Source organism: Microbacterium radiodurans (genome assembly GCF_008710705.1).
Lineage (GTDB): Bacteria > Actinomycetota > Actinomycetes > Actinomycetales > Microbacteriaceae > Microbacterium > Microbacterium radiodurans.
In genome coordinates, this window is sequence record NZ_VYRZ01000002.1 from 820,079 (window position 1) to 843,901 (window position 23,823).

Below are 23,823 nucleotides of genomic sequence, written 5' to 3' on the forward strand. Positions count from 1 at the left end.
CGTCGGCAGACATCCGCTTGAGAACGGCTCCTTCCTGAGTCGTCACTTGCATAGATCTCCCTACATCGGTCACGGCAATGCGAGTAGCTTCGCGGCGTCGAGGTCAAGGGCCGCACACATCTCGTCGAAGTGACCGCGGTCGACGGTGCTAATGAACTCGAATGCGGAGCGAAGGATCGTCACCGCCTCACCGATCTTGACAGGCCGACTGATGTCTGCCTCTTCGTTGTGAGATTGGCGATGGACGAAGCGGGTAACACGTTGGCGAAGCGGATCGGGAACACTCTGGTCTTGGAAGGCGCGGCGCATGGATCCTTCGAAGTCGCCTATCTTGCTGGGGTACTTGAAGGCGAGGAATGCCTCGAGCATTTGCCGGGCGGCGTTCGGGATGATTGCTGTCGCCTCGAGTTCGCTCGCAAGATCTCCGTCGACGCCATCCTTGTCCAGGACATCGGCGATGCGCCAGAAGAGGTAGTGGTACTGAGACCGAAGCTTGGCGCGCAATTTCTCGTCCGTCCACGAGAGCAGTACGGGGCGGCGTGCCGAAGTCCCGCCAGGGAGGTTCTCGTAGCGGGCTCGGAGTTCGTAGATCGAGTAGGGGCAATCGTCTCTCTTGACGTTCCCAGGAAGGCGATCGAGCTGGTTGCTCCACAGGCGGAAGAGTTCGAAGCTGTGCGTCAGGAGAATCACCTGATGGGTGGATCCATTGCCAACAAGCGTGCTCCAGAGGTGGCTCGATGCGCCAACGAGAATCTCCTGGTCGAGGCTGGAGACTGGGTCGTCGATGACGACGGTGGCCGTGATCTTGCGGGTCTGTTCGTCGCGAAGGCTGCAGAGGAAGTACAGCAGTGATATGGCTGTCTGCTCGCCCTCGCTGAGCGCGGTCGCTGGATGGCCATTGCGCTGGATGGAGTAGCGCCCGTCGCGTTGAGAGAATTCCAGTTCGTCACGACCCAGGAGGCTCGCGACGTCACGGGTGAGTTCCGCGGCCAAGGGTGATGGGTCAAGGTCGGCGACATTGATGCGTTCGCGTTCTTGAGTGAGCTGGGTCTGCTCACGCTTGAGGGCGTCGGCGAGTTCCGTCTGCTGCTCCCCTTCGGTGAGAGACTCGCGATGCGCGTCGGCGATCTCGGCGAGCCGCGCGAGCTCGATGCGACGAGCGGCTTTGGTAACAGCTTCCTGGTAGTCGGCGGAGCGGGTGTTGTGCTGGTCCAGCACCTCGTTGAGATTCAGGTAGCTGACCGCGCTTCGGCCGGGGAGATCGCCGGCGTCGACGGCGCTGAACGGTGTTGATCGTTTCGCCTCGAGCAGAGTACGCAGCGCGGTGATCCGTTCCCAGTACGCGATGGCGTCTTCTGTGCTCTGACGAAGCTGCTCCTGGTAGGCGTCCTGCAGGTCCGCGTACAGGAGAGCGCGATCAGGTGCAGAGGTGAGGGCGCACGAGAACTCCTCGTGTTCACGTTCCAGAGTTCTGTCAAGAACACTGATGCGGTTCTGCAGCTTGGTGAAACTCTCATCAAAGTGGCTCGCGAGAGCCTGCCTGCGCTCCGCCGTGAGTGGGTTGGCGCAGAACAGGCACGCATCGCGGTGCGCGTGGAGCCGAAGGCCCTGTTGCACCCACTGTTCGGCTTCCGCGTCACCGGCGAGCTCTTCGATCGCGATACTGGTGATGGTCTCACCGAGTAGCGCGGCGACCTGAGCTTCCAGGGCTGTGAGATCGAACGTGACCGGTTGGACGAGGGCGGTCGGCTCCATGCGCTGCCCCTGAACCAAGCGAAGGTCCGTCGCGATCTCGGTATCGGATCGTCGAGCAGTGACCTGGTCGAGAGTGGTGAGTAACTCGGTGACGCGCCTTGCGTCGTAGCTGCGGGCAGCGTAACGTCCGCCTGCTGATTGTAGTTCCTGCCCGATCGTCCGTGCGGTGTCCGTCGCGAGCTTCTTCGCCGTACTTGTGGCTTTCTCCGCAGCGCTCTTCGCAGCGGGGAGCTGATCTGTGAGGGTCCCGAGGCGGACGTCGATCTCTGAGAGCCGCTTGTCTCTTGTGACGTTGGGCTCACCCAACACCAATAGCGGTAAAGCATCGCTTCGCCCATTCACATCGAACAGCAGGTTCTTCTTCACGAACCGTTTGTCGAACACTCTGAGCCGGGACCAGAAGGAATCCGAGCGATCCACGACTCGTCGCGATCCTCCGCTGGGTACATCAACATCGACCTGGAGGGCGACGTCGGTGGGATCAGCATGCGTCATCTGCGACAACACCCGCGCCAAGGTGCTCTTGCCGCTGCCGTTTCCTCCGTAGATCACGTTCACACGCGAGAAGTCCTCGACCGATGTGGACATCGACCATCCGTCGAGGATGCCCGCGTCATTCGCTCCCCGCACCTTGACGATCCTGCGCATCACAACACCTCGGAGAGCGGGCGCGACATGGCGCGGGATCGCGCGAGACAGTGCTTCATAATCGAGGTTCCTGACCGACGGGAACCTGCGGCTGACCGTCTAGCTTCGTGGAATTGACATCGTGCATCCAGGATCGCGGACCCGCGGCGCCCGAACCAGCCGACACGCGGGCCGACGACGACCAGTCGGCTGAGAACTCCGACGCCCTGGCAAGCGCCGCGAGGTCGGAGTGTTCATCGCTTTCGGAGCCGCAGCCCTCGCAGGCGCCGTCTGGATGAACTTCTTCCTGAACCTCGGCGGCACCCTGTGACCTCATCAGGGGTCACGACGGATCCAAGAGGTTCTCGAGGTGCGTTCGAGCGGGCGAGTAGCCGAGGCTCAGCAGCGTATTGAAGGTCTTCTCCGCGAGAGGTCGGTCGGTCTCCGCGATCTCGGCCGCCGCGGCGATGAGCTTTTCGACGAACGGCGGTGGCGAGACGTTCTTCTGCATGAGATGGTTCGCGACGCGCACGTAGTGTGCGGGATGGTCTTCATGCGGAAAACCTTCGAGGTCGTAGTAGTCGTAGAGGTCTTCTTCGCGGACAGCGACGGCAGGTCCGCGGACGAAGAGTTCCGCTGCCCTTGGCACATCGATACCGGGCAGTGTTAGCCAGCGCAGAAGCGCGCGTTGCTCTGTCTCGGATATCGGAGGTTGTCCGTCGAGGCGGTGCCTCCAGTGGGCGAAGATGAGCTCTTGAAATTCCCCGACTTCGCCTTCTTGATCGATGTAGTGGGCTACTGATCGTATCCATCGCTCGCGTTCTGATTCAGGAGCGTGGGCGAGGAAGGCGTCCGCCCACTCAGGATCAGACGCCCCGAAATCGAACGCGAAGCAGATGGCGTGCAATTGTATGAAAGCCTCCGTCGAACCAGGGATGCTCTTGGACAGATGGGGCCACGCGGTGCGGATCTCTTCGCGCAGGGCTTCGCGAAGCCGGGTTCCGGGGAATCTTCGTGCGAGCAGCCCCGCCCACAGCGTTGCCGAGTAGGGAGCTACGCCGAGATCGGCGAAACGCGGGAGAAGATGTGTGCTGAACCACTCCGGTGCGCGGAACTGAAGCTGGGACGCATACTCGGTGAGCATCATCGGACTCGGATCCGCGAGATTCTCATCCTGAGCGTCCAGGATCTGTTGCAGGCCTTCGATTCCTTCGACTGGGATGCGGGCGTCGTCGCCGCGTTGTTGCGCGACGCGAAGCAACGTCTCGGTGTAGTAACGCGCAAGGGAGCCGCGAGCTGTTGATCGGGCGTCTGATGCGTCGGTCGGGATGTCCGCGCCGTTCTCATGAACAGCGGTATGCCATAGGCCGAGAAGCAGGCGCGATCGCTCGTCTTCGTTGTTCAGCGGGCCGTTGAGTTCGTTCTCTGGGTAGGCGACGGTGAAGTCGAGCCTGGCGGCGATCTCTGGTCCATTCTCGGTATTCAGGTGGAGACGTTGAAGGACATCACTCGCTGTCCAGCTCGACCCTCGGACAAGATGCTGGAGAACGGTCTTCCACGCTGATGTGTTCCATGCACCTTGCGCGGCCATTTCATCGAGAAGCGGGAAGCCGGCGTCGGGCGTCTGCTCAAGGTAGTCATGAAGTTCTCGGAGGGTCGGCCCGCCCGAGTACTCGTCCTGGAGCGTGCGATCGTCGAGCAACCGACGGACGACAGCCGCGACGGGCAGCGAGCGGAAACGGCCTTCGACGTCCCGGGGAGGATCGGAACGAGATGAGACCCGCACGACTGATGTGAGGTTGGGGAACTCGTCCGGCCTGTAGCCATGCTCGCGTTCGAGCTCGTGTCGAAGCGCATGGACCGGGTCGTCTGCGGCGACGGTGCCTGTGAGCCAGACGAAGACGTTGTATCGGTCGTAGTCGTTGACCTCGACGTCAGGTCCCGAGTGGGTGGCGCTTTGGATGTAGTCGAGAAACGCCTGCCGCGTGGGCGCGGAGGTGTTCTTGTAGACGGCTGCCATAAGCCTGAACGCTTCAGGTCTGCTCCGGTACTCGAAGGGTAGAGCCTGCTGGATAAGGATCTTGACGAGGGCATCGGCCTCGGTGCTGCGGGCCTCGGCGAGCGCGTCGACCGCCAGTCGTCGGATCATCTCCGAATGGTCATCCAAGTAGCGGGTCGCCTCTGAGACACCGTAGTCACGCACTGACTCACGGAGAAGGTCGCGGGCGATGTCGACGACGAGGACGTACGGGTCATCTCGCGTGTACCGCTCCGCGTGCTCGACCTGGCTTCGGCGTACTGATATCGCATTCTCGCGCTCGCTGCCGGTGAAGAACGCGTCGGTCTTCTCGACGGTACGAATGAGGTCGAGGACGACGGAAAGCAGGTGTGCTCGGTGCGAGAGTCTCGGCATGAGCTTGGACCATGCGTCTCGGATAGACGATGTTCTCCACCACAAGCGGAGGCGCGTTTCAAGAGAGTCGTCGCGGAATGCCCAGCCGCTTCGGACTTTGAGTCGAAGCTGAGGAGTGAGTATATGGTGCAGCAGGAGTTCGGCTGCCTCAGGATCCGTGTCCACCACGCGAGGCAGCAGCATTGAGAGGCGTTCCGACTCTTGGGGCTGCTGCGCGACGGCGAGGACGAAGATCAACTGTCGGTGGTGTGGCGAGCCGTTGAAGTCACCGAGGATCTTGTGCCAGATCTGGAACCAGAGGTGTTGGTGCAACTTCCCCTCGTGTCGGGCAAGAACAGTGAGTAGCGCCATACCGTCGTCATCGTCGATCGATGCGCGTACCCACTGGGACCACTCCTGTAGCCCGGCGTCTCGTTCACCGTCGGGGTCGAACAGCTGGTCCAAGACTTGCACCTTATCCAGCGTCTTGAGCCATTCTGACGAGCGGGCGTTCAAGCGGAAGTGTCGTGCGAGCTCGGGGTCGTTGAGCTTCCAGCCAGTCCCGAGGAATTCCCGTTCGGCAGCTTCCGGGCCCCGCGCGACGAACTCAGTAATCTGATCGAAACGTTGGCTGGCCGAGGCGGTCAACCTGTCACTCCAGTGCCCGATGAACGACTGCAGTGAGCCATAGGGATCCTCAGGAGGAGAGGGGAACGGTATGGGGGTGATTCCCAGCCTGCCCCAGAGTTCGTAGTGGTCAGCGCTCCTTGTGAAAGCGAACCGTGCGCCGTTAGTCGGTAATGCACGAGTTAGATATTGGATGATCGTGTCTTCGGCGCTGTAGCCGATCAGCACCACGGTGTACTCGGCGAACAGCCGGGTGAGGAACTGCGTCGCCCAGCCGTCGGTGATGTAGGCGCGGCCAAAGTCTCGATCGGTGAGAACCATACGTGTCGTAGGCGGGGGGTTCTTCACACCGTGCAGGTGGACCAGGCCCGAGAAATCGTCTCCGAGCGGCAGCATCGGTGCGACATGGATGGACGCTTCAAGACCAATTTCGTTCAGCGCAGCTTCGAAGAGTAAATCGAAGTTGGTGGTCACGATCCTCGGCGTCTTACCCCGAGCCGCAGCGATCCGCCAGATATCACGATGGTAAGCGTTCGGCGTAATCGCGGTTTCAAGGCGAGAGCTAACTCGACTGTGGATGTCTCCGCTGATCTCGTGCAAGCGCCCCATGACGACATCGAACTGCACGGGCACGTTCTCATCCGCGGGAACCAGAGCGGGATGACCTAGCGTTCGCGCGATGTCCTCGGCGAGGCCCCTGAAGCCGGGAAGTCCGGAAGGCTTCGCGGACGACACACCTGCGCCGCAGAAAAACACAAGCCTGTCAGACCAAAATGCTTCCTCAATCCTCTCGGGAAGCGTCACGCCATCTGAATTCCATTCACTGGCCATCCGGATCGACCCCTCTCATCTCCTCGATTCTTCTATCGCGGTGTTGATCGGTGAAGGAGCCACCACGGGATGTGAGCGGATCGTGGAGCATCTCGGATCCGCTCACGACGACGCTTGCCTGGCCGCGCTGATCACGGTCACGTGAGCGAACATCGCCGAGTTGCACGGGCAGGAGACGCTTGATCCGGACATCTTCAACCAGTGTTCCCGGGTTCAGTCGGGGATCGGTGGTTGTCGGCTCCCGATCGCGGGTGAACGTCGGAACGAGCGAGTTCCGCAAGCTCGTGCTCGCGCGGGTATCGAGCCGGTATCCAAAAGTCGACATGATGCGGGTACTCGGCGATATCGGGATTCCGGCACCATCGCTACGGACGATCTGGCGCACCCTGGCCCGCAGCATCAATAGGCGCTTGGCTCGCTTTGCCGAATGCGTGCTCCAGGAACGTCATTGTCAGAGCGCAAGCGACCCTCTGCCAACTTCGAGTGAATGAACACTAATCACCGTCACGTCCCGCCCATCGGAGTACACCTCACGCAAGACGTCGTGAATCGCCATGGTCGATTCCGCGCTCGCGCCAGATGGAGCGATCCCGTTTCACGCGAGCGGCGAAGCTACTCGGCCACGTTCGAAACCGAAGACAAGGCCAGGGCGTTCCTGGAACAGCTCCAGTCACTAACGCACATCGCGAGCGATCCGCTGATCTCGCTCGCCGACTACGTCGCCGAGCTCGGGGACCGGTATCTTCGGGGACTCGATCCGTCGTCGACGACGAGCGGATATCGCGGCAGCATCAGGGTTCGCGTGCTTCCTACCCTGGGGCACCTGGCCGTGCGATCGATCAGCACCGCCGTCATCGATAGGACGATCGACCGGTGGGAAAGCGACTGCTCGCCGTCGACACTGAAGAACACGCTATCCGCACTGATACGGGTGCTCGACGAAGCGGTGCGAGATGAGATCATCGCCGCGAACCCCGCGCGGACACGCGCAAGACGGCGGACACGGTCGTCGACAGCAGATCTCGCGCGCACGATTCCGACCCTGGGTGACGTTCAGAGCCTCGCGGACGCGTGCCGTCGTGTTCACGCGGCGTATGGCGACTTCGTTCTCCTCTCCGCGCTTCTCGCGGCACGGGTGTCCGAGGTCGCGGGTCTGGTGGTCAGCGACATCGATTGGGACAACCGTCTCGTCACCATCGCGCGGCAACACTTCCCCGGTTCGGGCGGGCTATGCCTCAAGCCCACCAAGAGCAGGCACGCTCGGCGGGTACCGATCCTCAAGCCGTTGGAGCCCGTGCTCCGACGCATAACTGAGGACCGTGAACTTGATCAGCCGCTGCTCCGAGGGCCCCGGGCCGGGGTCCTCACCACCGGAACGCTCTCGCGAGCAACGGACTGGACCAACCTGGTGCAAAGACTCGGCCACCCCGGTCTGCGACGACACGATCTCAGACACGCCGGGGCCACATGGTTCGCCAACGCCGGCGTCCCTCTTCACATCGTCCGTGACATCCTCGGACACGCCTCGATCGAGACGACCAAGGGCTACCTGCACGCCGACACCACCGAGCTCACGCGCGCCGCGGAACGGACGAGCCAGCATCTCAGATGGAGCTCTTACACCACTTGACTTTGATTCGTGGGGGTCAGGGGCTTGGGAACAGGTTGGGACCATGCGAGTTCCGTGAGGTTCGACATCCCGTAACATAGAAAGCACAAATCGGGACCACAGGATCGGCCTTCGTCCGACGCATACCCGCGGAAATCGGACACTCGGAAATGCCGTTCCATCAGGCTTTTTCTGTCGGGATGACAGGATTTGAACCTGCGACCCCCTGACCCCCAGTCAGGTGCGCTACCAAGCTGCGCCACATCCCGTTGTTGAGTTATCTAGGCTGTTCTCGACCGTCGAGGACAATGTGTCCCCCAGTCAAGTGCGCTACCAAGCTGCGCCACATCCCGGTCCGCTGTCCGCACGCGGACAACTCCCCTATCCTAACGGGTCGGCCGGGCTCTCGCGAACCGCGCGCGGCCGGGCGCGTTGCCGCTGTCGGATGCCCGCGCTAGCGTTCCCACATGACCGAGACGACGATCGTGCCGGTGACGCCCGGCAGCTTCAGCGATGCCCAGCATGCGATGAGCGGCGGCGGCGACGGGCACGAGTGTCAGTGCCAGTGGTGGACGATGACGAACGCGGACTTCCAGCGCATCGACATCGACGGTCGCGCAGCGGCTTTCCGCGCCGAAGTGGATGCCGCGCCCTCCCCCGGCCTCATCGCCTACGTCGACGGCGACGCAGCCGGCTGGGTGCGCGTGGGGCCGCGCACGCGCCAGGTGCGACTCGGCAAGACCCGCGCGTACGCCGGCGCAACCGAAGAACCCTGGGGCGACCAGGACGTCTGGGCCGTCAGCTGCTTCGCGGTACGCAAAGAGCATCGCGGCACGGGTCTCAACGCGAGACTCCTCGACGCCGCCATCGCTTTCGCGCGCGAGAACGGCGCGCGCGTCATCGAGGCCTATCCCGTCGATCCGGATGCCGGACGCAAGGTCACCTCTAACGAGCTGTATCACGGCGCCATCTCCACGTTCCTGACCGCCGGCTTCCGTGAGATCGCCCGCCCGAAGCCGCACGTCGCCGTCGTCGCGCTCCACCTCGCCAACGCGAACAAGACCAGGGCCGGAGAGCGGCGATGACGCTTCGGCGAGAATGGAATGCATGACCGCATCCGACGCCCCCGTCCGCGTGGACTCGTGGCTCTGGGCGGTCCGCATCTACAAGACCCGCTCGGCCGCGACGACCGCCTGCCGTGCCGGCCACGTCCGGGTCAACGGCGAGAAGGTGAAGGCGTCGCAGTCGGTGAGGCCGGGTGACGAGCTCCGCGTGCGGATCGCCGGCTTCGACCGCATCCTCATCGTCCGGCAGACCCTCACCAAGCGGGTCGGTGCACCCGTCGCCGCCACCGCGCTCGACGATCGGACGCCGCCGCGGGAGCCGACCGCGATGCTCGCCGTGCGCGACCGCGGCGCGGGCCGGCCCACGAAGCGCGAGCGCCGCGAGATCGACCGTCTCCGCGGCGGGTGACTACCGGATGAGCGTGGGCGCGCTTCGCCGGCGCGCGAACTGCACGACGACGCACAGCACCAGCGTGGCCGCGCCCCACAGGGCGCACGCCGGCGGCAGCACGCGGTATGCGAGGTGCTGCGCGGTCCACTCCGCGGTCAGCGGTCCGTACTGCATGAAGCCGACGGCGATCGCGACGACGAGAACGACCGGCAGCGACGCCCACCAGATCACGCGCACGATGCCGGGAAGCACCCGCCGCACCGAACCGTGCCTCCGGGTGCGTAGCCAGACCGCCGCCGCCACCGCGAGCCCGGCCAGACCGAGAACGCTCGAGGAGTACTGGAACCACCGGTAGCCGTGCAACGGCCCCCATCGCTCGGCGAGAGCCGGAATGAGCTCGACACCCCATCGGCCCTCGTGCGTGAAGGCATCCCACGCGATGTGGCTGAGCACCCCGAGAGCCAGCGACACGACGACGAGCGCGACCGTGACTAGCGCTGCGCGCGCCCGGCCGTCACCTCCCCGCACGGTCCGCAGGGCGTCGACCCCGCCGGCATCCCACTGCGTCGGCAGCCGTCCGGCGAGCCAGCCCGGAGCGAGCTCGCGCACCGCCGGTCGCAGCACGAGCCACCACACGAGCAGGAGCGCTGCGGCGATGACGACCGTCAGCCACGGGTAGGCGTGCGTCTGCGCGTAGGTGATGCCGATCCCCCGCGCGAAGAGCGGGAGATCCGGCGCCATCGCGCCGACGGCCACCGCCGCCGGCACAAGCGCCGTGCGGACCACCGCCAGCGCGACGACGGCGTGGCTCGGAGTGAACGGCATCCGGTCGGGTTCAGTCCTCGACGAAGACGCCCGCGAGCGTCTTCTTGCCGCGCCGCAGCACGGCCACACCACCCGGCAGGTCGCCGACCACGACGGCCGACTCGTCGTCGACCTTCACGCCGTTGATCGACACACCGCCCTGCCCGATGGCCCGGCGCGCCTCCGACAGACTGCCCACCAGACCCGTGTCGACGAGAACCTGCACGACGGCGGCGCCGACAGACACCGTCGTGTGCGGCAGCTCCCGCAGCGCCGAGCGCAGGGTGTCGGCGTCGAGCGTGGTCAGGTCGCCCTGGCCGAAGAGCGCATCGGATGCCGCGACGACCTTCGCCGTCGCGTCGACGCCGTGCACGGTCGCGGTCACCTCGAACGCCAGACGCTTCTGCGCCGCCCGGCGGAACGGCTCGTCGGCCACGAGCCGTTCGTACTCGGCGATCTCGGCCTTCGAGAGGAACGTGAAGACCTTGAGCCGGTCGGCGACGTCGGCATCGGCCGTGGAGAGCCAGAACTGGTAGAACGCGTACGCGCTCGTGAGCTCCGCGTCGATCCAGATCGCGTTGCCCTCGCTCTTGCCGAATTTCGTTCCGTCGCTGTTGGTGATGAGCGGGGTGCCGAACGCGTGCACCGACGTGCCCTCGACCCGGTGGATGAGGTCGGTGCCGCTCGTCAGGTTGCCCCACTGGTCCGATCCGCCGGTCTGCAGCGTGCAGCCGTACTGCCGGTAGAGCTCGAGGAAGTCGAGGCCCTGGAGGATCTGGTAGCTGAACTCGGTGTAGCTGATGCCGGCATCCGAGTTCAGACGGGCGGCGACGGCATCCTTCTTGAGCATCGTGCCGACGCGGTAGTGCTTGCCGATCTCGCGCAGGAAGTCGATGGCCGACAGCGGCGCCGTCCAGTCGAGGTTGTTGACCATGCGGGCGGCGTTCTCGCCCTCGAAGCTGAGGTAGCGCTCGATCTGACCGCGGAGCCGGTCGACCCATTCGGCGACCGTCTCGCGGGAGTTGAGCGTCCGCTCCGCCGTCGGCCGCGGGTCGCCGATGAGGCCGGTCGAACCTCCGACCAGGCCCAGCGGCTTGTGCCCCGCCAGCTGCAGGCGGCGCAGCGTCAGGAGCTGTACGAGGTGGCCGAGGTGCAGCGATGCCGCGGTCGGATCGAAGCCGCAGTAATACGTGATCGGGTCGCCGCCGAGCGCTGCGCGCAGCGCCTCTTCATCGGTGGACACGTGCACGAGACCGCGCCACACGAGCTCGTCCCACACGTTCTCGAACGCGGGATCGAGCGCCACGGGGGCGGTCGTCAGGGCTTGTTCAGACACGCGCTCCAGGCTATCAGCGCGGCGCGATCGCGCCCCGCCGGGCTCGTCGCAGCGCGCGTGGGATCCGCGGTGGCACGGGTCAGCTCGACCCCGACCACCAGACGAGGAAGGCCGCACCCAGTGCGACGACCCAGCTGACCAGGCTGCCGACCAGGAAGTACTCCGCGCGATCGCCTCCGTCCTCGTCGCGCGATATCTCCGGGAAGCGCACGATGCCCTTCGCCGCGAGCACCGCCGCGAGCAGCGTGAAGGCGCCCGTGAGGGTCAGGGCGAAGACGAGGATGCGCTCCAGCGGGCCGATCAGACGACCACCGCGGAGCGCGCCGACAGCCTCGGCCGCGACCACCCCACCGCGCAGCGAGGCGCGGACGATCACGTTGCCGGACTCCAGGAGGAACACGAGGGCACCCGCGATGCCGACGGCCAGGTCGAGGCTCACCGTTCCGAGGGGAGAGCCGCCGGGCCAGATGTTCGCCAGCGGACCCTGGCCGTCACGGATGCCCACCAGTGCGACGGCGCCCGCGGACACGGCGGCGACGCCGGCCGCCGGCCACAGGCCCCACCGTGTCGGCTCGCGGGTCGAGGTCGTCGCCGCCCAGCCGCCGGCGACCGCCAGCGCGGCGAACCACCACGCCGTCGCTCCGGCCCAGGCCGCGAGCGGGAGAAGGGTCCCGGCGAGCAGGACGACGACGATCCCCACGCGCGCGCCCGAGAGGTTCCGCCGAGCGATGTCGAGGAGGCCGACGGCGACGAGGATGAAGCCGGCGCCGATCATCGCGAGCCGCCGTTCAGCGCCGCGTATCCCGCCAGAATCGCCGGCGCCCCCGATGAGGCCAGCAACTGCGACACCGCCGACTGCGTGATTCCCTCGTCCGCCGCCAGGGCTCGCTGCGTCCGACCGAGGCATCGCCCGTAGGTCAGACGACGGGCGCGCTCCGACATCGCGCCGACGATCTCGTCGCGCGCCAGGAGATACGCGTTCGCCATCCGGATGCGGTCGGTCATGGCGTCATCCTCCTCGCCACTCCCGACAATCCGCGTCCGCGCTCGCGGCACCGCCCGCTCTGCCAGGGAATGGACTTCTTCGATCGCATCACGCGCACGCCACCAGCCCGGACCGTCGGCGATGTCCGGCGACGCCGAATCGACCGTTCCGACCTCGCCGATCCCGAACCCGAACCTCAGCTGCTCGCTCTCGGGAAGCGCGAGCTGCAGCAGGAGCACCCAGGCGAGCGCGTCCTCGAGGCTCGCGAACACGGCCTGAAACTCGTCGGCGAAGGTCGCGCGCATGCCGGTTCGCGCCACCGGGAGCTCGGTGTCGACCGCCGCGATGACGCGCTCGATCGTCGTCTGACTGCGATCTCGATCGCTCAGGCGACGCGACCCGACGATATCGGCGATGACAGCGATCGGCATGCGATCAGGTTATCACTGATATCTCGCGCTTATTAGACCTGAACTGATATTCGGCGGATATCAGCGGAAGGCTGATCAGGCGGAGAATGCTGCTGCGGCCTGCTGCGCCCGCGACACGAGCGCCGCCCGCTGCTCGTCGACGCGCACCGGCGCGGTTCCCCCCAGGCCATCGCGACTGGCGACCGACCCCTCCGGCGACAGCACCGCGCGCACCTCGGGCGCGAGATGCGCCGAGACCGCGGCGAGGTCGTCGTCGGACGCCTCGTGCAGCTCGATCCCGCGCTCCTCGCACAGCCGGACCAGAGATCCGGAGATCTCATGCGCCTCACGGAAGGGGACGCCCCGCTTCACGAGCCACTCGGCGACGTCCGTGGCGAGCGAGAACCCCTGCGGGGCCAGCTCAGCCATCCGATCGAGGTCGAATCGGAGCGTCGCGATCATGCCGGCGAACGCGGGCAGGACGACTTCCAGGGTCTCGATCGAGTCGAAGACGGGCTCCTTGTCCTCCTGAAGGTCGCGATTGTAGGCCAGCGGCAGCGCCTTCAGCGTCGCGAGGAGGCCCGACAGATTGCCGATCATGCGCCCGGCCTTGCCGCGAGCAAGCTCGGCGATATCCGGATTCTTCTTCTGCGGCATGATGCTCGAGCCCGTCGAGTAGCCGTCGTCGAGCGTGACGAAGCCGAACTCGCGGGTGTTCCAGATGATGACATCCTCGGCGAATCGCGAGATGTCCACCCCGATCATCGCGGCGACGAAGGCGAACTCGGCCACCACGTCACGGGACGACGTGCCGTCGATCGAGTTCTCGGCAGGGCGCTCGAGCCCGAGCTCGCGGGCCACCAGCTGCGGGTCGAGTCCGAGCGTCGCCCCCGCGAGAGCTCCGCCGCCGTAGGGCGAGACGCGGGCGCGCGCCGACCAGTCGCGCAGGCGCTCGAGATCGCGCAGCAGCGGCCAGGCGTGCGCCTGCAGGTGGTGCGCCAGGAGCACCGGCTGCGCGTGCTGCAGGTGCGTCCGGCCGGGCATGATCGCTCGCGAGTGGGCCTCGGCCTGCCCGACGATCGCGTCGATCACGCGCAGGATGTCGCGCGCGATGACGGCGGCGTGGTCGAGGAGGTAGAGACGGACGAGAGTCGCGATCTGGTCGTTCCGGCTCCGACCTGCCCGGAGCTTGCCGCCCACCTCTGCGCCGACCTCCGCGATGAGCGCCGCCTCGAGCGCACCGTGGACGTCCTCGTCGTTCTCGGCGGGCTGCAGCGACCCGTCGCGAACGGCGGCGAGGACCGCGTCGAGCCCGGTGTGCATCCGGGCCTCTTCGTCGGCGGTCAGGTACCCCGCGGCGGCGAGCACCCTGGCGTGCGCGTGCGAACCGGCGATGTCGTAGTCGGCGAGCGCCCAGTCGAAGTGCGTGGATCGGCTCAGTCGCGCGAGTTCGGGAGCGGGTCCCGAGGCGAAACGCGCTCCCCAGAGTGCGCCCGAGTTCGTGCCGCCGGAGGTGTCTGCGCTCATCGCTCCAGCTTATCCGTGCCGAAGGTCGCGCCCCGGTCGACGGATGCGGCCTCGCCGCCGCCGCGGACGACCAGCCGCGCGAGGGCGTCGATGCCCGCCTCGAGCGGTCCCCGGCCGACCAGCAGCGCCCACACGGTGCAGAAGACGATGATCCCGAGAGTCATCGGCCAGAACGGCGACAGGTCGCGATAGACGTCGAGTTCGAACGTCCCCGGTTCGGGCGCCGGCCGCGTGATCGCCCACACGACGATGTGACCGGCGTAGGCGGTGAGCGGCATGGAGCCGACGGCTCGCACGGGCAGCGCCACCCAGGTCAGCGGTGTGCGGCAGACGATGACGCAGAGGCCGATGACGAGCAGCGCGAACCCTCCCGAGCCGATGACCTCGAACAGTCCCGAGGAGTGCGCCTCGCCCGTGAAGGGGGTCTGCCCGAAGACCTCGAGCTCTCCCCACACGAGGTCCATCGCCGTGCCCGCCATCGCCAGGACGGCCCCCGCGACGGCCACGGCTCCCGCCGTCGCGGTCCGGCGCAGATCCAGGCGTGCGACGCCCATCCCCGCCAGCACGAAGGCGATCCACGTCAGGAACGGATAGTGCCAGCCGAACGTGTTCGAGAGGTCGACGCCCTCGGGTGTCGACCAGAACGGCAGCGCATCGATCGCGGCCTGCGGGAAGGGGGCGACCACGCCCACCGCCCCGGCCACCACGAGCAGCGTCCGAGCCCGAAGCGGCAGGAATGCGGCCGCGAGGACGAACAGGATCGCGTACGCGGGGAGGATCATGTAGACCGGGACGGCGAGGAGGAGCAGGATCACGCCGACGATCCAGATCGCCCCCGCGCGCACGAGCAGCCGCAACCGCGAGGTTGCGAGACGCGGCCCGCTGAGCGGCACCGGTCCTCCGCTGATCAGCCCGATCGAGACACCGGCGAGGGTCGCGAAGAGGATCGAGGAGCGTCCGTGGACGACTCCGCCGTAGGTCGAGGGGTCGGTCCAGACGAGATCGGGGATGACCAGCAGGTGCGCTGCCAGCATCCCGACGACGGCGAGCCCCCGGGCGAGGTCGATGCCGTCGATCCGCGTGGGCGAGAGGAGCGGGCGACGCCGCAGCATCCTCCCGCCCCGCGTCACGTCCGCCGCCTCCGCCGTCGTCATCCGAGCGTCACTGCTGACGCAGAAGCCAGACGAGCAGCGCCTTCTGGGCGTGGAGCCGGTTCTCGGCCTCGTCCCACACCGCGCTCTGCGGACCGTCGATGACGTCGGCGTCGACCTCGTAACCGCGGTCGGCGGGCAGGCAGTGGAGGAACATCGCGTTGGGGCGCGCGACATCCATCGTCTGCTGCGTCACCTTGTAGGCGCCCAGGTCGCGGATGCGCGCGAGCTTCTCCTCCTCCTTGCCCATCGAGACCCAGGTGTCCGTGACGATGACGTCGGCATCGGCCGCGGCCTCGAGAGGATCGACGAGGACCGTGACCGAGCCGCCGGTCTGCGCGGCGATCCGCTGCGCGTCGGCGACGACGTCTTCGCGCGGGCCGTAGCCCTCCGGAGAGGCGACGCGCACGTGCATCCCCGCCGTGACACCGGCCAGGACGTAGGAGTGCCCCATGTTCGACCGACCGTCGCCGAAAAACGACATCGTCAGCCCCGAGGGGTCGCCCTTGTGCTCACGGATGGTCAGGAGATCGGCCAGCAGCTGGCACGGATGGAAGTCATCGCTCAGGGCGTTGACGACCGGGACGGTCGTGCCCCGCGCCATGTCTTCGAGACCCGCCTGCGCGTAGGTGCGCCAGACGATCGCCGCGACCTGCCGCTCGAGCACCCGGGCGGTGTCGGAGGGCGTCTCCTTGCCGCCGAGCTGGCTGCTCGCCGTCGAGATGATGAGCGGCGACCCGCCCAGATCGGCGATGCCCACGGCGAACGACACCCGTGTGCGTGTCGAGGACTTGTCGAAGATGACGGCGACCGTCTGCGGCCCTTCGAGGGGCTTCAGCTTCCAGCGGTCCTTCTTCAGCGCGAGGGCGAGGTCGAGGACCTCGGCCTGCTCGGCCGGGCTCAGGTCGTCGTCGCGGAGCAGGTGACGGGTCATGCGGATTCCTCCGGGGTCGGGTTCTCGAGCAGCAGCGCCGACTCGGCGCGGAGCAGAGGACGAATCATGCGGATTCCTCCGGGGTCGGGTTCTCGAGCAGCAGCGCCGACTCGACGGTGTTGAGGGCGGCGGCGAAGAGCTCGGCGAACTCGTCGATCTCGACGTCGCCGATCGTCAGCGGCGGAGCGATGCGCACGGTGCGCTCGTTCGCGGCGTTGACGATGAGGCCGTGCTCCTGAGCGGCGGCGACGACGGCACCGGCGACGGGATGCCGCAGCGCGACACCCAGCAGCAGGCCCCGCCCGCGAACGCCCTCGACGAGCGACGAGTCGAGCGACTCGAGCACTTGACGCAGGCGCGCGCCGTGGGTCGCGGCGGCCTCGACGAGCCCGCCGCTCTCGATCTCGCCGAGGACGGCGGACGCCACGGCCGTCCCGAGCGGGTTGCCGCCGAACGTGGATCCGTGCGTGCCGGGGTAGAACAGCTCACTCGCCCGTCCGAAGGTGATGAGCGCGCCGATCGGGAACCCGCCGCCGATGCCCTTCGCGACGGTGATCGCGTCGGGCTCGATACCGGCGTGCTGGAACGCGAACCACGCGCCGGTGCGCCCCGCACCGGTCTGGATCTCGTCGACGATCAGGAGGGCGCCGGAACGCGCCGTGATCTCCCGCGCGGCCTGCAGGTACCCCGCGGGCAGCTCGACGACGCCCGCCTCACCCTTGATCGGCTCGACGAACAGGGCGGCGACCCGCTCGTCCATGGCCGCTTCGAGGGCCTCGATCGTGGAGTCGAGGAACTCGACACCCGGCACCATCGGCTCGAACGGCTGCTGCATGTGCGGCTTGCCGGTCAGCGCGAGGGTTCCCATGGTGCGCCCGTGGAACGCGTCCTTCAGGGCCAGGATGCGGGGACGGTCCGCTCCGCCGTGGAGCCGCGCGAGCTTGAACGCGGCTTCATTCGCCTCGGCGCCGGAATTGCCGAAGTAGACCCGGCCGGTGTCGCCCGTTCCGGCCAGCCGCTTCAGCTGCGCCGCGAGCGCGAGCTGCGGCGGCGTCGCGAAGTAGTTCGAGACGTGCGACAGCGTCGCCGCCTGGCGCGCGATCGCCTCGACGAACACCGGGTGCGCGTGGCCGAGCGAGTTCACGGCGATTCCCGCGAGGAAGTCGAGGTAGCGCTTGCCGTCGGCGTCCCACACGTATGCGCCCTCGCCGCGCTCGAGGAGCGCGAGACGCGCGCCGGCGCTGCGCACCAGGTCGCGATCGACGTCCTCGGCCCAGGTGGGCGCCATGATCTCCGTCTGCTGCAGGGTCGGGTTCGTCATCCCGCCACCACCTCCGTACCGATTCCCTGGGCCGTGAAGACCTCGACGAGCACCGAATGCGGCTGCCGTCCGTCGATGATCGCGGCCGTGTCCACTCCCCCGTCGACCGCGTCGAGGCACGCCTGCATCTTCGGGATCATCCCTGACTCGAGCGACGGGAGCATCTCGCGGAGTCCGGTCGCCGTCAGGTGCGAGACGAGCGAGTCGCGGTTCGGCCAGTCGGCGTAGAGCCCGGGGACGTCGGTGAGGACGACGAGCTTCGTCGCACCGAGAGCCGTCGCGAGGGCGGCGGCCGCGGCATCCGCGTTGACGTTCAGCGAGCTTCCCGGATCGTCGAGATCCGGCGCGATCGAGGAGATCACCGGGATGCGGCCCGCGTCCAGCTGATCGAGCACGGGCTGCGGGTCCACCTCGACGACGTCGCCGACGTGACCCAGGTCGTGCTCGGTGCCGTCGATGACGACGCCGCGACGGCGGCCGCCGAACAGGCCCGCATCCTCGCCCGACAGACCGGTCGCGAACGGACCGTACGCGTTGATCCGCGCAACGAGCTGCGGGTTGATCTGCCCCGTGAGCACCATGCGCACGACGTCGATGGCCTCCGTGCTCGTGACGCGGTAGCCGCCCTTGAACTCGCTCTCGATGGAGAGACGATCGAGCATTCTGGAGATCTGCGGGCCGCCGCCGTGGACGACGACGGGCTTCACGCCGACGAACCGCAGGTAGGCGATGTCCTGCGCGAAGGACTCCTGCAGCTCCTCCGAGACCATGGCGTTGCCGCCGTACTTGATCACGATGATCTGGTCGCGGAAGCGCTGGAGCCACGGCAGCGACTCGATGAGCACGCCGGCTTTGATCGCCGCCTCTTCGGGCGTCGTCTGCTGGAGGTCGATGTCGCTCATGAGGAGTACGCGCTGTTCTCGTGGACGTAGTCGTGCGTCAGGTCGTTGGTGAGGATGGTCGCCGAGGCGTCGCCCGAGCGCAGATCGATGAGGATGCGGGTGGCCCGCGGCGTGAGGTCGACATCCTCGCGCGGCCGATCGGGACCGCCGGCCGTGCACACGCGCACGCCGTTGAACGACACGTCCACGTCGTACGGGTCGAAGGCCGCGTCGGTCGTGCCGATCGCCGCGAGCACGCGACCCCAGTTGGGGTCGTTGCCGAAGATGGCGGCCTTGAACAGGTTGTTGCGCGCCACGGAGCGGCCGACGACGACGGCGTCCGCTTCGGATGCCGCTCCCACGACCTCGATCGCGATGTCGTGGCTCGCGCCCTCGGCGTCGCCCTGGAGCTGCTCGGCCAGATCGCGGCAGAGCTCGGCGAGCGCGGAGCCGAAGTCGTCGGCATCCGGAGCGATGCCCGATGCGCCGCTGGCGAGCAGCGTCACCTGGTCGTTCGTCGACATGCACCCGTCGGAGTCGAGCCGGTCGAAGCTCACCCGGGTGGCCGAGCGCAGTGCGGCGTCGGCCCCGGCGGCGTCGAGCACGGCGTCGGTCGTCATCACGACGAGCATCGTGGCAAGCCCCGGTGCGAGCATGCCCGCGCCCTTCGCCATGCCGCCGATGGTCCAGCCGTCGCGGGTCACGACGGCGCGCTTGGGCCGCGAGTCCGTGGTCATGATCGCGAGCGAGGCGTCCTCGCCGCCGTCGTCGCTGAGCGAGCCGATGGCGTCGGCGGTGCCGGTGAGCACCTTGGCCCGGAAGACCTCGTCGCCGGTGCCGATGAGGCCGGTCGAGCAGACGAGGACGTCGCCCGAGCTCACGCCGAGGAGCTCGCCCGCCTTCTCGGCGGTCTGGTGCGTGGTCTGGAATCCGAAGCTGCCGGTGAAGCAGTTGGCGCCGCCGGAGTTGAGGACGACCGCCTCGACGACGCCGTCGGCCACGGCCCGCTCGGACCACATGATCGGGTTGGCCTTGGCACGGTTCGAGGTGAAGACGGCGGCGCCGACCTTCAGCGGTCCGCGATTGACGACGACGGCGACGTCGGGCTTGCCGGTGGACTTCAGACCCGCGGCCACGCCGGCCGCCTCGAAGCCCTGCGGGGCGGTGACGCTCACGGGGCGACTCCGTTCACGCTCAGGCCCTGGGCCTCGGGGAGGCCGAGGGCGATGTTCATGGATTGGATCGCGGCGCCGGCGGTGCCCTTCGCGAGGTTGTCGACGGCTGTCACCACGACCACCCGCCCTGCCGCCCGGTCGACGGCGAGGCCCATCAGCGCCGTGTTCGCACCGACGACATCGGCGGTGCGCGGGAACGACCCCTCGGGCAGCAGCTGCACGAACGTCTCGTCGCCGTACGCGCTCTGCCACGCCTCGCGCACCTCGGCGTCGGTGACTCCCGGCGCGATCGGCGCGGTGGAGGTGGCGAGGATGCCGCGCGACATGGGCACGAGGACGGGGGTGAACGAGATGCGGATGTCGCCTGCGGCGCCGGCTCCGCGCAGCGCCTGCCGGATCTCGGGGATGTGCCGGTGCGTGCCGCCGATGGCATACGGGTTCGCCGAGCCGAGGATCTCGGAGGCGAGGAGGGTGGTCTTCGCGCTCTTGCCCGCGCCCGACGGTCCGACGGCGAGCACCGAGACGATGTCGCCGGGGTCGATGACGCCGGCGGCCACCCCGGGGGCGAGGCTGAGCGCCACGGTCGAGGCGTTGCATCCCGGCGCTGCGATCCGCGAGGCGCCGACGAGCCGCTCCCGCTGCTTCGCCCCGTCGACGATCAGCTCGGGCACACCGTAGGTCCAGGCGTCGTGGAAGTCGCCGCCGTAGAAGGCGGCCCAGTCCTCGGCCGAGGTCAGCCGATGGTCGGCTCCCGCGTCGATGACAAGGCCGGTGTCGGCGAGTGCCTCGGTGTACTGGCCGGACTGGCCGTGCGGAAGGGCGAGGAAGACGATGTCATGACCGGCGAGCACCTCGGGCGTCGACGGCTGGAGGGTCAGATGGCGCAGCGACCGCAGGTGGGGCTGGTGGTCGATGAGCGGCTGACCGGCGTTCGCGTGAGCGGTGACGGTGCGGATCTCGACCTCGGGGTGGGCGGCGAGGAGACGGAGGATCTCGCCCCCTGCGTACCCGGAAGCGCCGGAGACGGCGACGGAGAGAGGCATGGCTTCAACCTTATTGTCTGGAGCGGCGTCGCACGGGCGGCGACGGGGACCGGCGACGGCGACTCCGGGGGCTCGACCGCTGAGAGCGGGAGCGCGCGGGGTCGCCTAACGTCGGCGAGCGCCCAGACGTCGGCGCGCGTCGAGCACCGTGACGGTGCGCTGCGGAGCCGAGGACATGCGCCGACAGTATCGGGCGATACGGCGACGCGGCAAATCCGGGGCACATCGGCGGTAGTACGGCGCACATCTGTGCATCGGCCGCAGACATATCCGCGCCGGACGCGCAGAAGTGCGCCGGATGCGGCTTGACTCAACGCAACTTTGCGTTGCAAACTACTTTGCGTGACCTCGGATCATCCTGACTCCACCCCGGCCGACCCGGCGGCGATGCTCGCCCTCATGCGGCAGCAGCGCCGGCGCACCGCGCACTGGGCGAACCGCAGCTACGCGACGATGCTCGTGACGTGGGCGGTGGCCTGGATCGTCGGGTTCGGTGCGATCTGGAGCGCCGAGGAGGACGGTGGCAACCCGTTCTTCCGCGTGCCCACGGGACCGGCGTGGATCGTGTTCGGCGCGGCCATCCTCGGCGGCATCGTCGTCTCCGCCGTCGCCGGCATCCGCTCGGGCGCCGGAGTGCGCGGACCGTCCCGCCTCGCGGGGGCCATGTACGGGTGGGCCTGGACCCTGTCGATGATCGGCGGCGGGATGCTGGTGGGCGCCGCACAGCGCGCCGGAGCCGACGCCGCCCTCATGGCCGTGATCTCGCCCGCGATCTTCGTCCTGCTCGTCGGCGTGCTCTACCTCGCCGGCGGCGCCCTCTGGCGCTCGCCCGTCCAGTACGCGCTCGGGGTGGTGATGATCGGCACTGCGATCGGCGCGTCGTACGCCGGAGCGCCGACGAACTACCTCGTATACGCCACCGTGGGCCCGGTCGCGATGCTGATCGTCGCCGTGCTCATGCTCCGCGGCATCCTCCCCGCCGAGGGGTCGCGGTGACCGAGCTCGACCCGGTGATCCACGCGCCGGCGCGCCTGCGGATCATCACCGCCCTGAACGAGGCCCTCGCCGACGGCGACGAGCTCACGTTCCCGGTGCTGCAGAAGCTGCTCGGCATGACCGCCGGCAACCTCACGACCCACCTCGGCAAGCTCGAGGGCGCCGGCTACGTCGAGACGACCAAGGCGTTCGCGGGACGCAAGCCCGTGACCTACGTCTCCCTCACAGCCACCGGACGCACGGCGTTCCGGTCGTATCGCACCCAGCTGCTCGAACTCCTCGGAGGAGGATCATGACCGCTCTTATCCGCACCCGCGACCTCGTCAAGCGTTTCGGCGACGTCACCGCCCTCGGCGGCGTCACTCTCGACATCGACGCCGGCGAATGCGTCGGCCTCCTCGGCCCCAACGGCGCGGGCAAGACGACGCTGCTCTCGCTCGTCGAAGGACTGCGCGCCCCGTCGAGCGGCGAGGTCCGGCTGTTCGGCGGCGATCCTCGCGACGCCTCCTCGCGCGTGCGACTCGGGTCGACGCCGCAGGCGACCGCTCTCCCCGAATCGCTCCGCGTCCGTGAGGTGCTCGACTTCGTCGCAGCGCATTTCCCGGCCCCGTCGCCGCGGTCGACGATCGTCGAGGAGTTCGCCCTCGCGCCGCTTCTGCACCAGCAGTGCGGGGCGCTGTCGGGAGGTCAGCAGCGCCGCGTCGCCGTTGCGCTCGCGTTCGTCGGCAACCCCGATCTCGTGCTGCTCGACGAGCCGACCACCGGACTCGACGTCGACGCCCGGCGCGCGCTGTGGGATGCCGTCCGCCGCCGCCACGCGGCGGGCTGCGCGGTCGTGGTGACCAGCCACCACCTCGAGGAGATCGAGCAGCTCGCCTCGCGCGTCGTCGTCGTCGACGACGGGCTGGTCCGCGCCGACGACACGCTCGCCGCGATCGTCTCGAGCGTGGCGCGCCGGCGCGTGCAGCTGCGCGGCATCGATACGGACGACATCCTGCGGCTCGACCCCGCGGCATCCGTCACGCAGGACCCCGACGGCCTCGTCACCGCGGTCGTCGGCGATTCCGACGCGCTCGTACGCGCGATGGTCGAGCGCGGACTCCCGTTCGCCGATCTGGCCGTTCGGGGCGCGACGCTCGAAGAGGCCTTCCTGACCCTGACCGACAAGTCCGCCGACGCCCGGAAGGCCGCCTGATGTCCACGCTCTCGCTCACCCTCACCGCGACGAAGTACAACCTCATCGAGACGGCGCGCGTGCCCATCGCCGTCATCGGCGCGATCGTCTTCCCCACCCTCGCCCTGTGCCTGTTCGTCCTGCCGCAGCGCGTGGTCGTCGACGACAGCGGGTTCGCCACGTCGGCCGTCGCGTCGATGGTCGTGTTCGCCTTCATGTCGGCGGGACTGTTCTCGGTGGGACTCGAACTCGCCGAGCAGCGCTCCAAGCCGTGGACGCCGTACCTGCGGACCCTCCCCGCCAGCCCGCTCGCCCGCATCGGCGCCCTGATCCTCGCGACCCTCGCGATCGCGACCGTCGCCATGGTGCCGCTCCTGGTCGTCGGCGGCCTGTTCACCAGCGCGCGCCCCGAACCGCTGCACCTGGTCGCGGCCGTCGCGCTGGTCATCGTGACAGCGCTTCCGCCGATGCTCATCGGCGCGATCATCGGCATCGCGACGGGGCCCAAGGCGGCCATCGCGGTGACCCAGGTCGCCCTGTTCCTGCTCGCCTTCGGCGGCGGGCTGTTCCTCCCGCCGCAGATGTTCCCGTCGTGGCTCGATATCGCCTCGGCGTTCCTGCCGATCCGCCAGGCGCGCGAGATCGTCGTGGGCACCGCGACCGGCACGGCCGTGCCGGTGTGGGCGATCGTCGGCATCGTGGCCTGGACCGTCGCGCTCGGAGCCGTCGCCGTGTGGCTGTACAAGCGCGACGAGGGGCGCCGCTACCGCTGAGCGGCGCCCCGCTCGCC

At 67.9% G+C, this 23,823-nt stretch carries 21 protein-coding genes, 1 tRNA gene and 1 pseudogene; 9 read left to right on the top strand and 14 right to left on the bottom strand.

The genetic code is table 11. The features are described from left to right. Positions 1–69 precede the first annotated feature (69 nt). Positions 70–2,403 (bottom strand): AAA family ATPase, encoded by a 2,334-nt coding sequence (locus tag F6B42_RS09745; protein WP_150419419.1) that lies wholly within the window; start codon positions 2,401–2,403, stop codon positions 70–72. A 226-nt stretch (positions 2,404–2,629) separates the two neighbouring features. Here F6B42_RS09745 and F6B42_RS14990 point away from each other — a divergent pair. Then, positions 2,630–2,713: pseudogene (locus F6B42_RS14990) on the top strand (DUF6112 family protein); the annotation flags it as partial. Between the two features lie 12 nt (positions 2,714–2,725). Here F6B42_RS14990 and F6B42_RS09750 read toward each other — a convergent pair. After that, positions 2,726–5,875, bottom strand: a complete 3,150-nt coding sequence (locus F6B42_RS09750; protein ID WP_191089323.1) for an SIR2 family protein — start codon at positions 5,873–5,875, stop codon at positions 2,726–2,728. Positions 5,876–6,080: 205 nt separating this feature from the next. On the opposite strand from F6B42_RS09750, the gene F6B42_RS15075 reads away from it, so the two are divergent. Then, positions 6,081–6,377, top strand: a complete 297-nt coding sequence (locus F6B42_RS15075) for a hypothetical protein (RefSeq protein ID WP_191089324.1) — start codon at positions 6,081–6,083, stop codon at positions 6,375–6,377. Between the two features lie 342 nt (positions 6,378–6,719). Continuing rightward, positions 6,720–7,862: a tyrosine-type recombinase/integrase gene (locus tag F6B42_RS09760; RefSeq protein WP_150419422.1), complete on the top strand. Its 1,143-nt coding sequence runs from the start codon at positions 6,720–6,722 to the stop codon at positions 7,860–7,862. A 174-nt stretch (positions 7,863–8,036) separates the two neighbouring features. Here the strand turns inward: F6B42_RS09760 and F6B42_RS09765 are convergent. Next, positions 8,037–8,110, bottom strand: a tRNA-Pro gene (locus F6B42_RS09765). Positions 8,111–8,308: 198 nt separating this feature from the next. Between F6B42_RS09765 and F6B42_RS09770 the strand changes: the two genes are divergently transcribed. After that, complete coding sequence (locus F6B42_RS09770) at positions 8,309–8,926, top strand: GNAT family N-acetyltransferase (RefSeq protein ID WP_150419423.1); 618 nt, start codon at positions 8,309–8,311, stop codon at positions 8,924–8,926. Positions 8,927–8,948: 22 nt separating this feature from the next. After that, the gene (locus F6B42_RS09775) at positions 8,949–9,314 is read left to right on the top strand and encodes an RNA-binding S4 domain-containing protein (RefSeq protein WP_150419424.1); all 366 of its coding nucleotides are present in this window, start codon (positions 8,949–8,951) and stop codon (positions 9,312–9,314) included. Here the strand turns inward: F6B42_RS09775 and F6B42_RS09780 are convergent, their stop codons facing one another. From F6B42_RS09780 to argC, 11 genes are all read right to left on the bottom strand, one after another. Continuing rightward, complete coding sequence (locus tag F6B42_RS09780) at positions 9,315–10,121, bottom strand: DUF4184 family protein (protein WP_150419425.1); 807 nt, start codon at positions 10,119–10,121, stop codon at positions 9,315–9,317. Between the two features lie 10 nt (positions 10,122–10,131). Continuing rightward, the gene (gene tyrS / locus F6B42_RS09785; RefSeq protein ID WP_150419426.1) at positions 10,132–11,436 is read right to left on the bottom strand and encodes a tyrosine--tRNA ligase; all 1,305 of its coding nucleotides are present in this window, start codon (positions 11,434–11,436) and stop codon (positions 10,132–10,134) included. 79 nt (positions 11,437–11,515) lie between these two features. Next, positions 11,516–12,211, bottom strand: coding sequence for a hypothetical protein (locus tag F6B42_RS09790; protein ID WP_150419427.1), 696 nt, complete (start codon positions 12,209–12,211; stop codon positions 11,516–11,518). Continuing rightward, a complete protein-coding gene (locus F6B42_RS09795; protein WP_150419428.1) occupies positions 12,208–12,852 on the bottom strand; it encodes a SatD family protein in 645 nt (214 codons plus the stop codon). The genes F6B42_RS09790 and F6B42_RS09795 overlap by 4 nt, the downstream gene beginning before the upstream one ends. 75 nt (positions 12,853–12,927) lie before the next feature. Beyond that, positions 12,928–14,358: an argininosuccinate lyase gene (argH, locus tag F6B42_RS09800; protein ID WP_150419429.1), complete on the bottom strand. Its 1,431-nt coding sequence runs from the start codon at positions 14,356–14,358 to the stop codon at positions 12,928–12,930. After that, positions 14,355–15,512 carry a heparan-alpha-glucosaminide N-acetyltransferase domain-containing protein gene (locus tag F6B42_RS09805; RefSeq protein ID WP_223878428.1) on the bottom strand — a complete coding sequence of 386 codons (1,158 nt, stop codon included), beginning with the start codon at positions 15,510–15,512 and terminating at the stop codon, positions 14,355–14,357. Before F6B42_RS09805 ends, argH begins: the two co-directional genes overlap by 4 nt. A gap of 7 nt (positions 15,513–15,519) precedes the next feature. Then, positions 15,520–16,443 carry an ornithine carbamoyltransferase gene (argF, locus tag F6B42_RS09810; protein ID WP_150419430.1) on the bottom strand — a complete coding sequence of 308 codons (924 nt, stop codon included), beginning with the start codon at positions 16,441–16,443 and terminating at the stop codon, positions 15,520–15,522. A 64-nt stretch (positions 16,444–16,507) separates the two neighbouring features. After that, positions 16,508–17,764 (bottom strand): acetylornithine transaminase, encoded by a 1,257-nt coding sequence (locus tag F6B42_RS09815; protein ID WP_396652461.1) that lies wholly within the window; start codon positions 17,762–17,764, stop codon positions 16,508–16,510. Then, positions 17,761–18,666, bottom strand: coding sequence for an acetylglutamate kinase (gene argB, locus F6B42_RS09820; RefSeq protein WP_150419431.1), 906 nt, complete (start codon positions 18,664–18,666; stop codon positions 17,761–17,763). The genes F6B42_RS09815 and argB overlap by 4 nt, the downstream gene beginning before the upstream one ends. Further along, positions 18,663–19,820 (bottom strand): bifunctional glutamate N-acetyltransferase/amino-acid acetyltransferase ArgJ, encoded by a 1,158-nt coding sequence (argJ, locus tag F6B42_RS09825; protein WP_150419432.1) that lies wholly within the window; start codon positions 19,818–19,820, stop codon positions 18,663–18,665. Before argJ ends, argB begins: the two co-directional genes overlap by 4 nt. Beyond that, positions 19,817–20,863 carry an N-acetyl-gamma-glutamyl-phosphate reductase gene (gene argC / locus F6B42_RS09830; RefSeq protein ID WP_150419433.1) on the bottom strand — a complete coding sequence of 349 codons (1,047 nt, stop codon included), beginning with the start codon at positions 20,861–20,863 and terminating at the stop codon, positions 19,817–19,819. Before argC ends, argJ begins: the two co-directional genes overlap by 4 nt. Before the next feature lie 342 nt (positions 20,864–21,205). Here argC and F6B42_RS09835 point away from each other — a divergent pair, with 342 nt between their 5' ends. Genes F6B42_RS09835 through F6B42_RS09850 form a run of 4 tightly spaced genes read left to right on the top strand, consistent with a single transcriptional unit; the run spans position 21,206 to position 23,806 of the window. Beyond that, on the top strand, positions 21,206–21,859 hold the full coding sequence (locus F6B42_RS09835) for a hypothetical protein (RefSeq protein ID WP_150419434.1): 654 nt from the start codon (positions 21,206–21,208) through the stop codon (positions 21,857–21,859). Continuing rightward, on the top strand, positions 21,856–22,155 hold the full coding sequence (locus tag F6B42_RS09840) for a transcriptional regulator (protein WP_150419435.1): 300 nt from the start codon (positions 21,856–21,858) through the stop codon (positions 22,153–22,155). The genes F6B42_RS09835 and F6B42_RS09840 overlap by 4 nt, the downstream gene beginning before the upstream one ends. Next, positions 22,152–23,054 carry an ABC transporter ATP-binding protein gene (locus F6B42_RS09845; protein ID WP_150419436.1) on the top strand — a complete coding sequence of 301 codons (903 nt, stop codon included), beginning with the start codon at positions 22,152–22,154 and terminating at the stop codon, positions 23,052–23,054. Before F6B42_RS09840 ends, F6B42_RS09845 begins: the two co-directional genes overlap by 4 nt. Continuing rightward, complete coding sequence (locus F6B42_RS09850; RefSeq protein ID WP_150419437.1) at positions 23,054–23,806, top strand: ABC transporter permease; 753 nt, start codon at positions 23,054–23,056, stop codon at positions 23,804–23,806. The genes F6B42_RS09845 and F6B42_RS09850 overlap by 1 nt, the downstream gene beginning before the upstream one ends. The last annotated feature ends 17 nt before the right edge of the window (positions 23,807–23,823 follow it).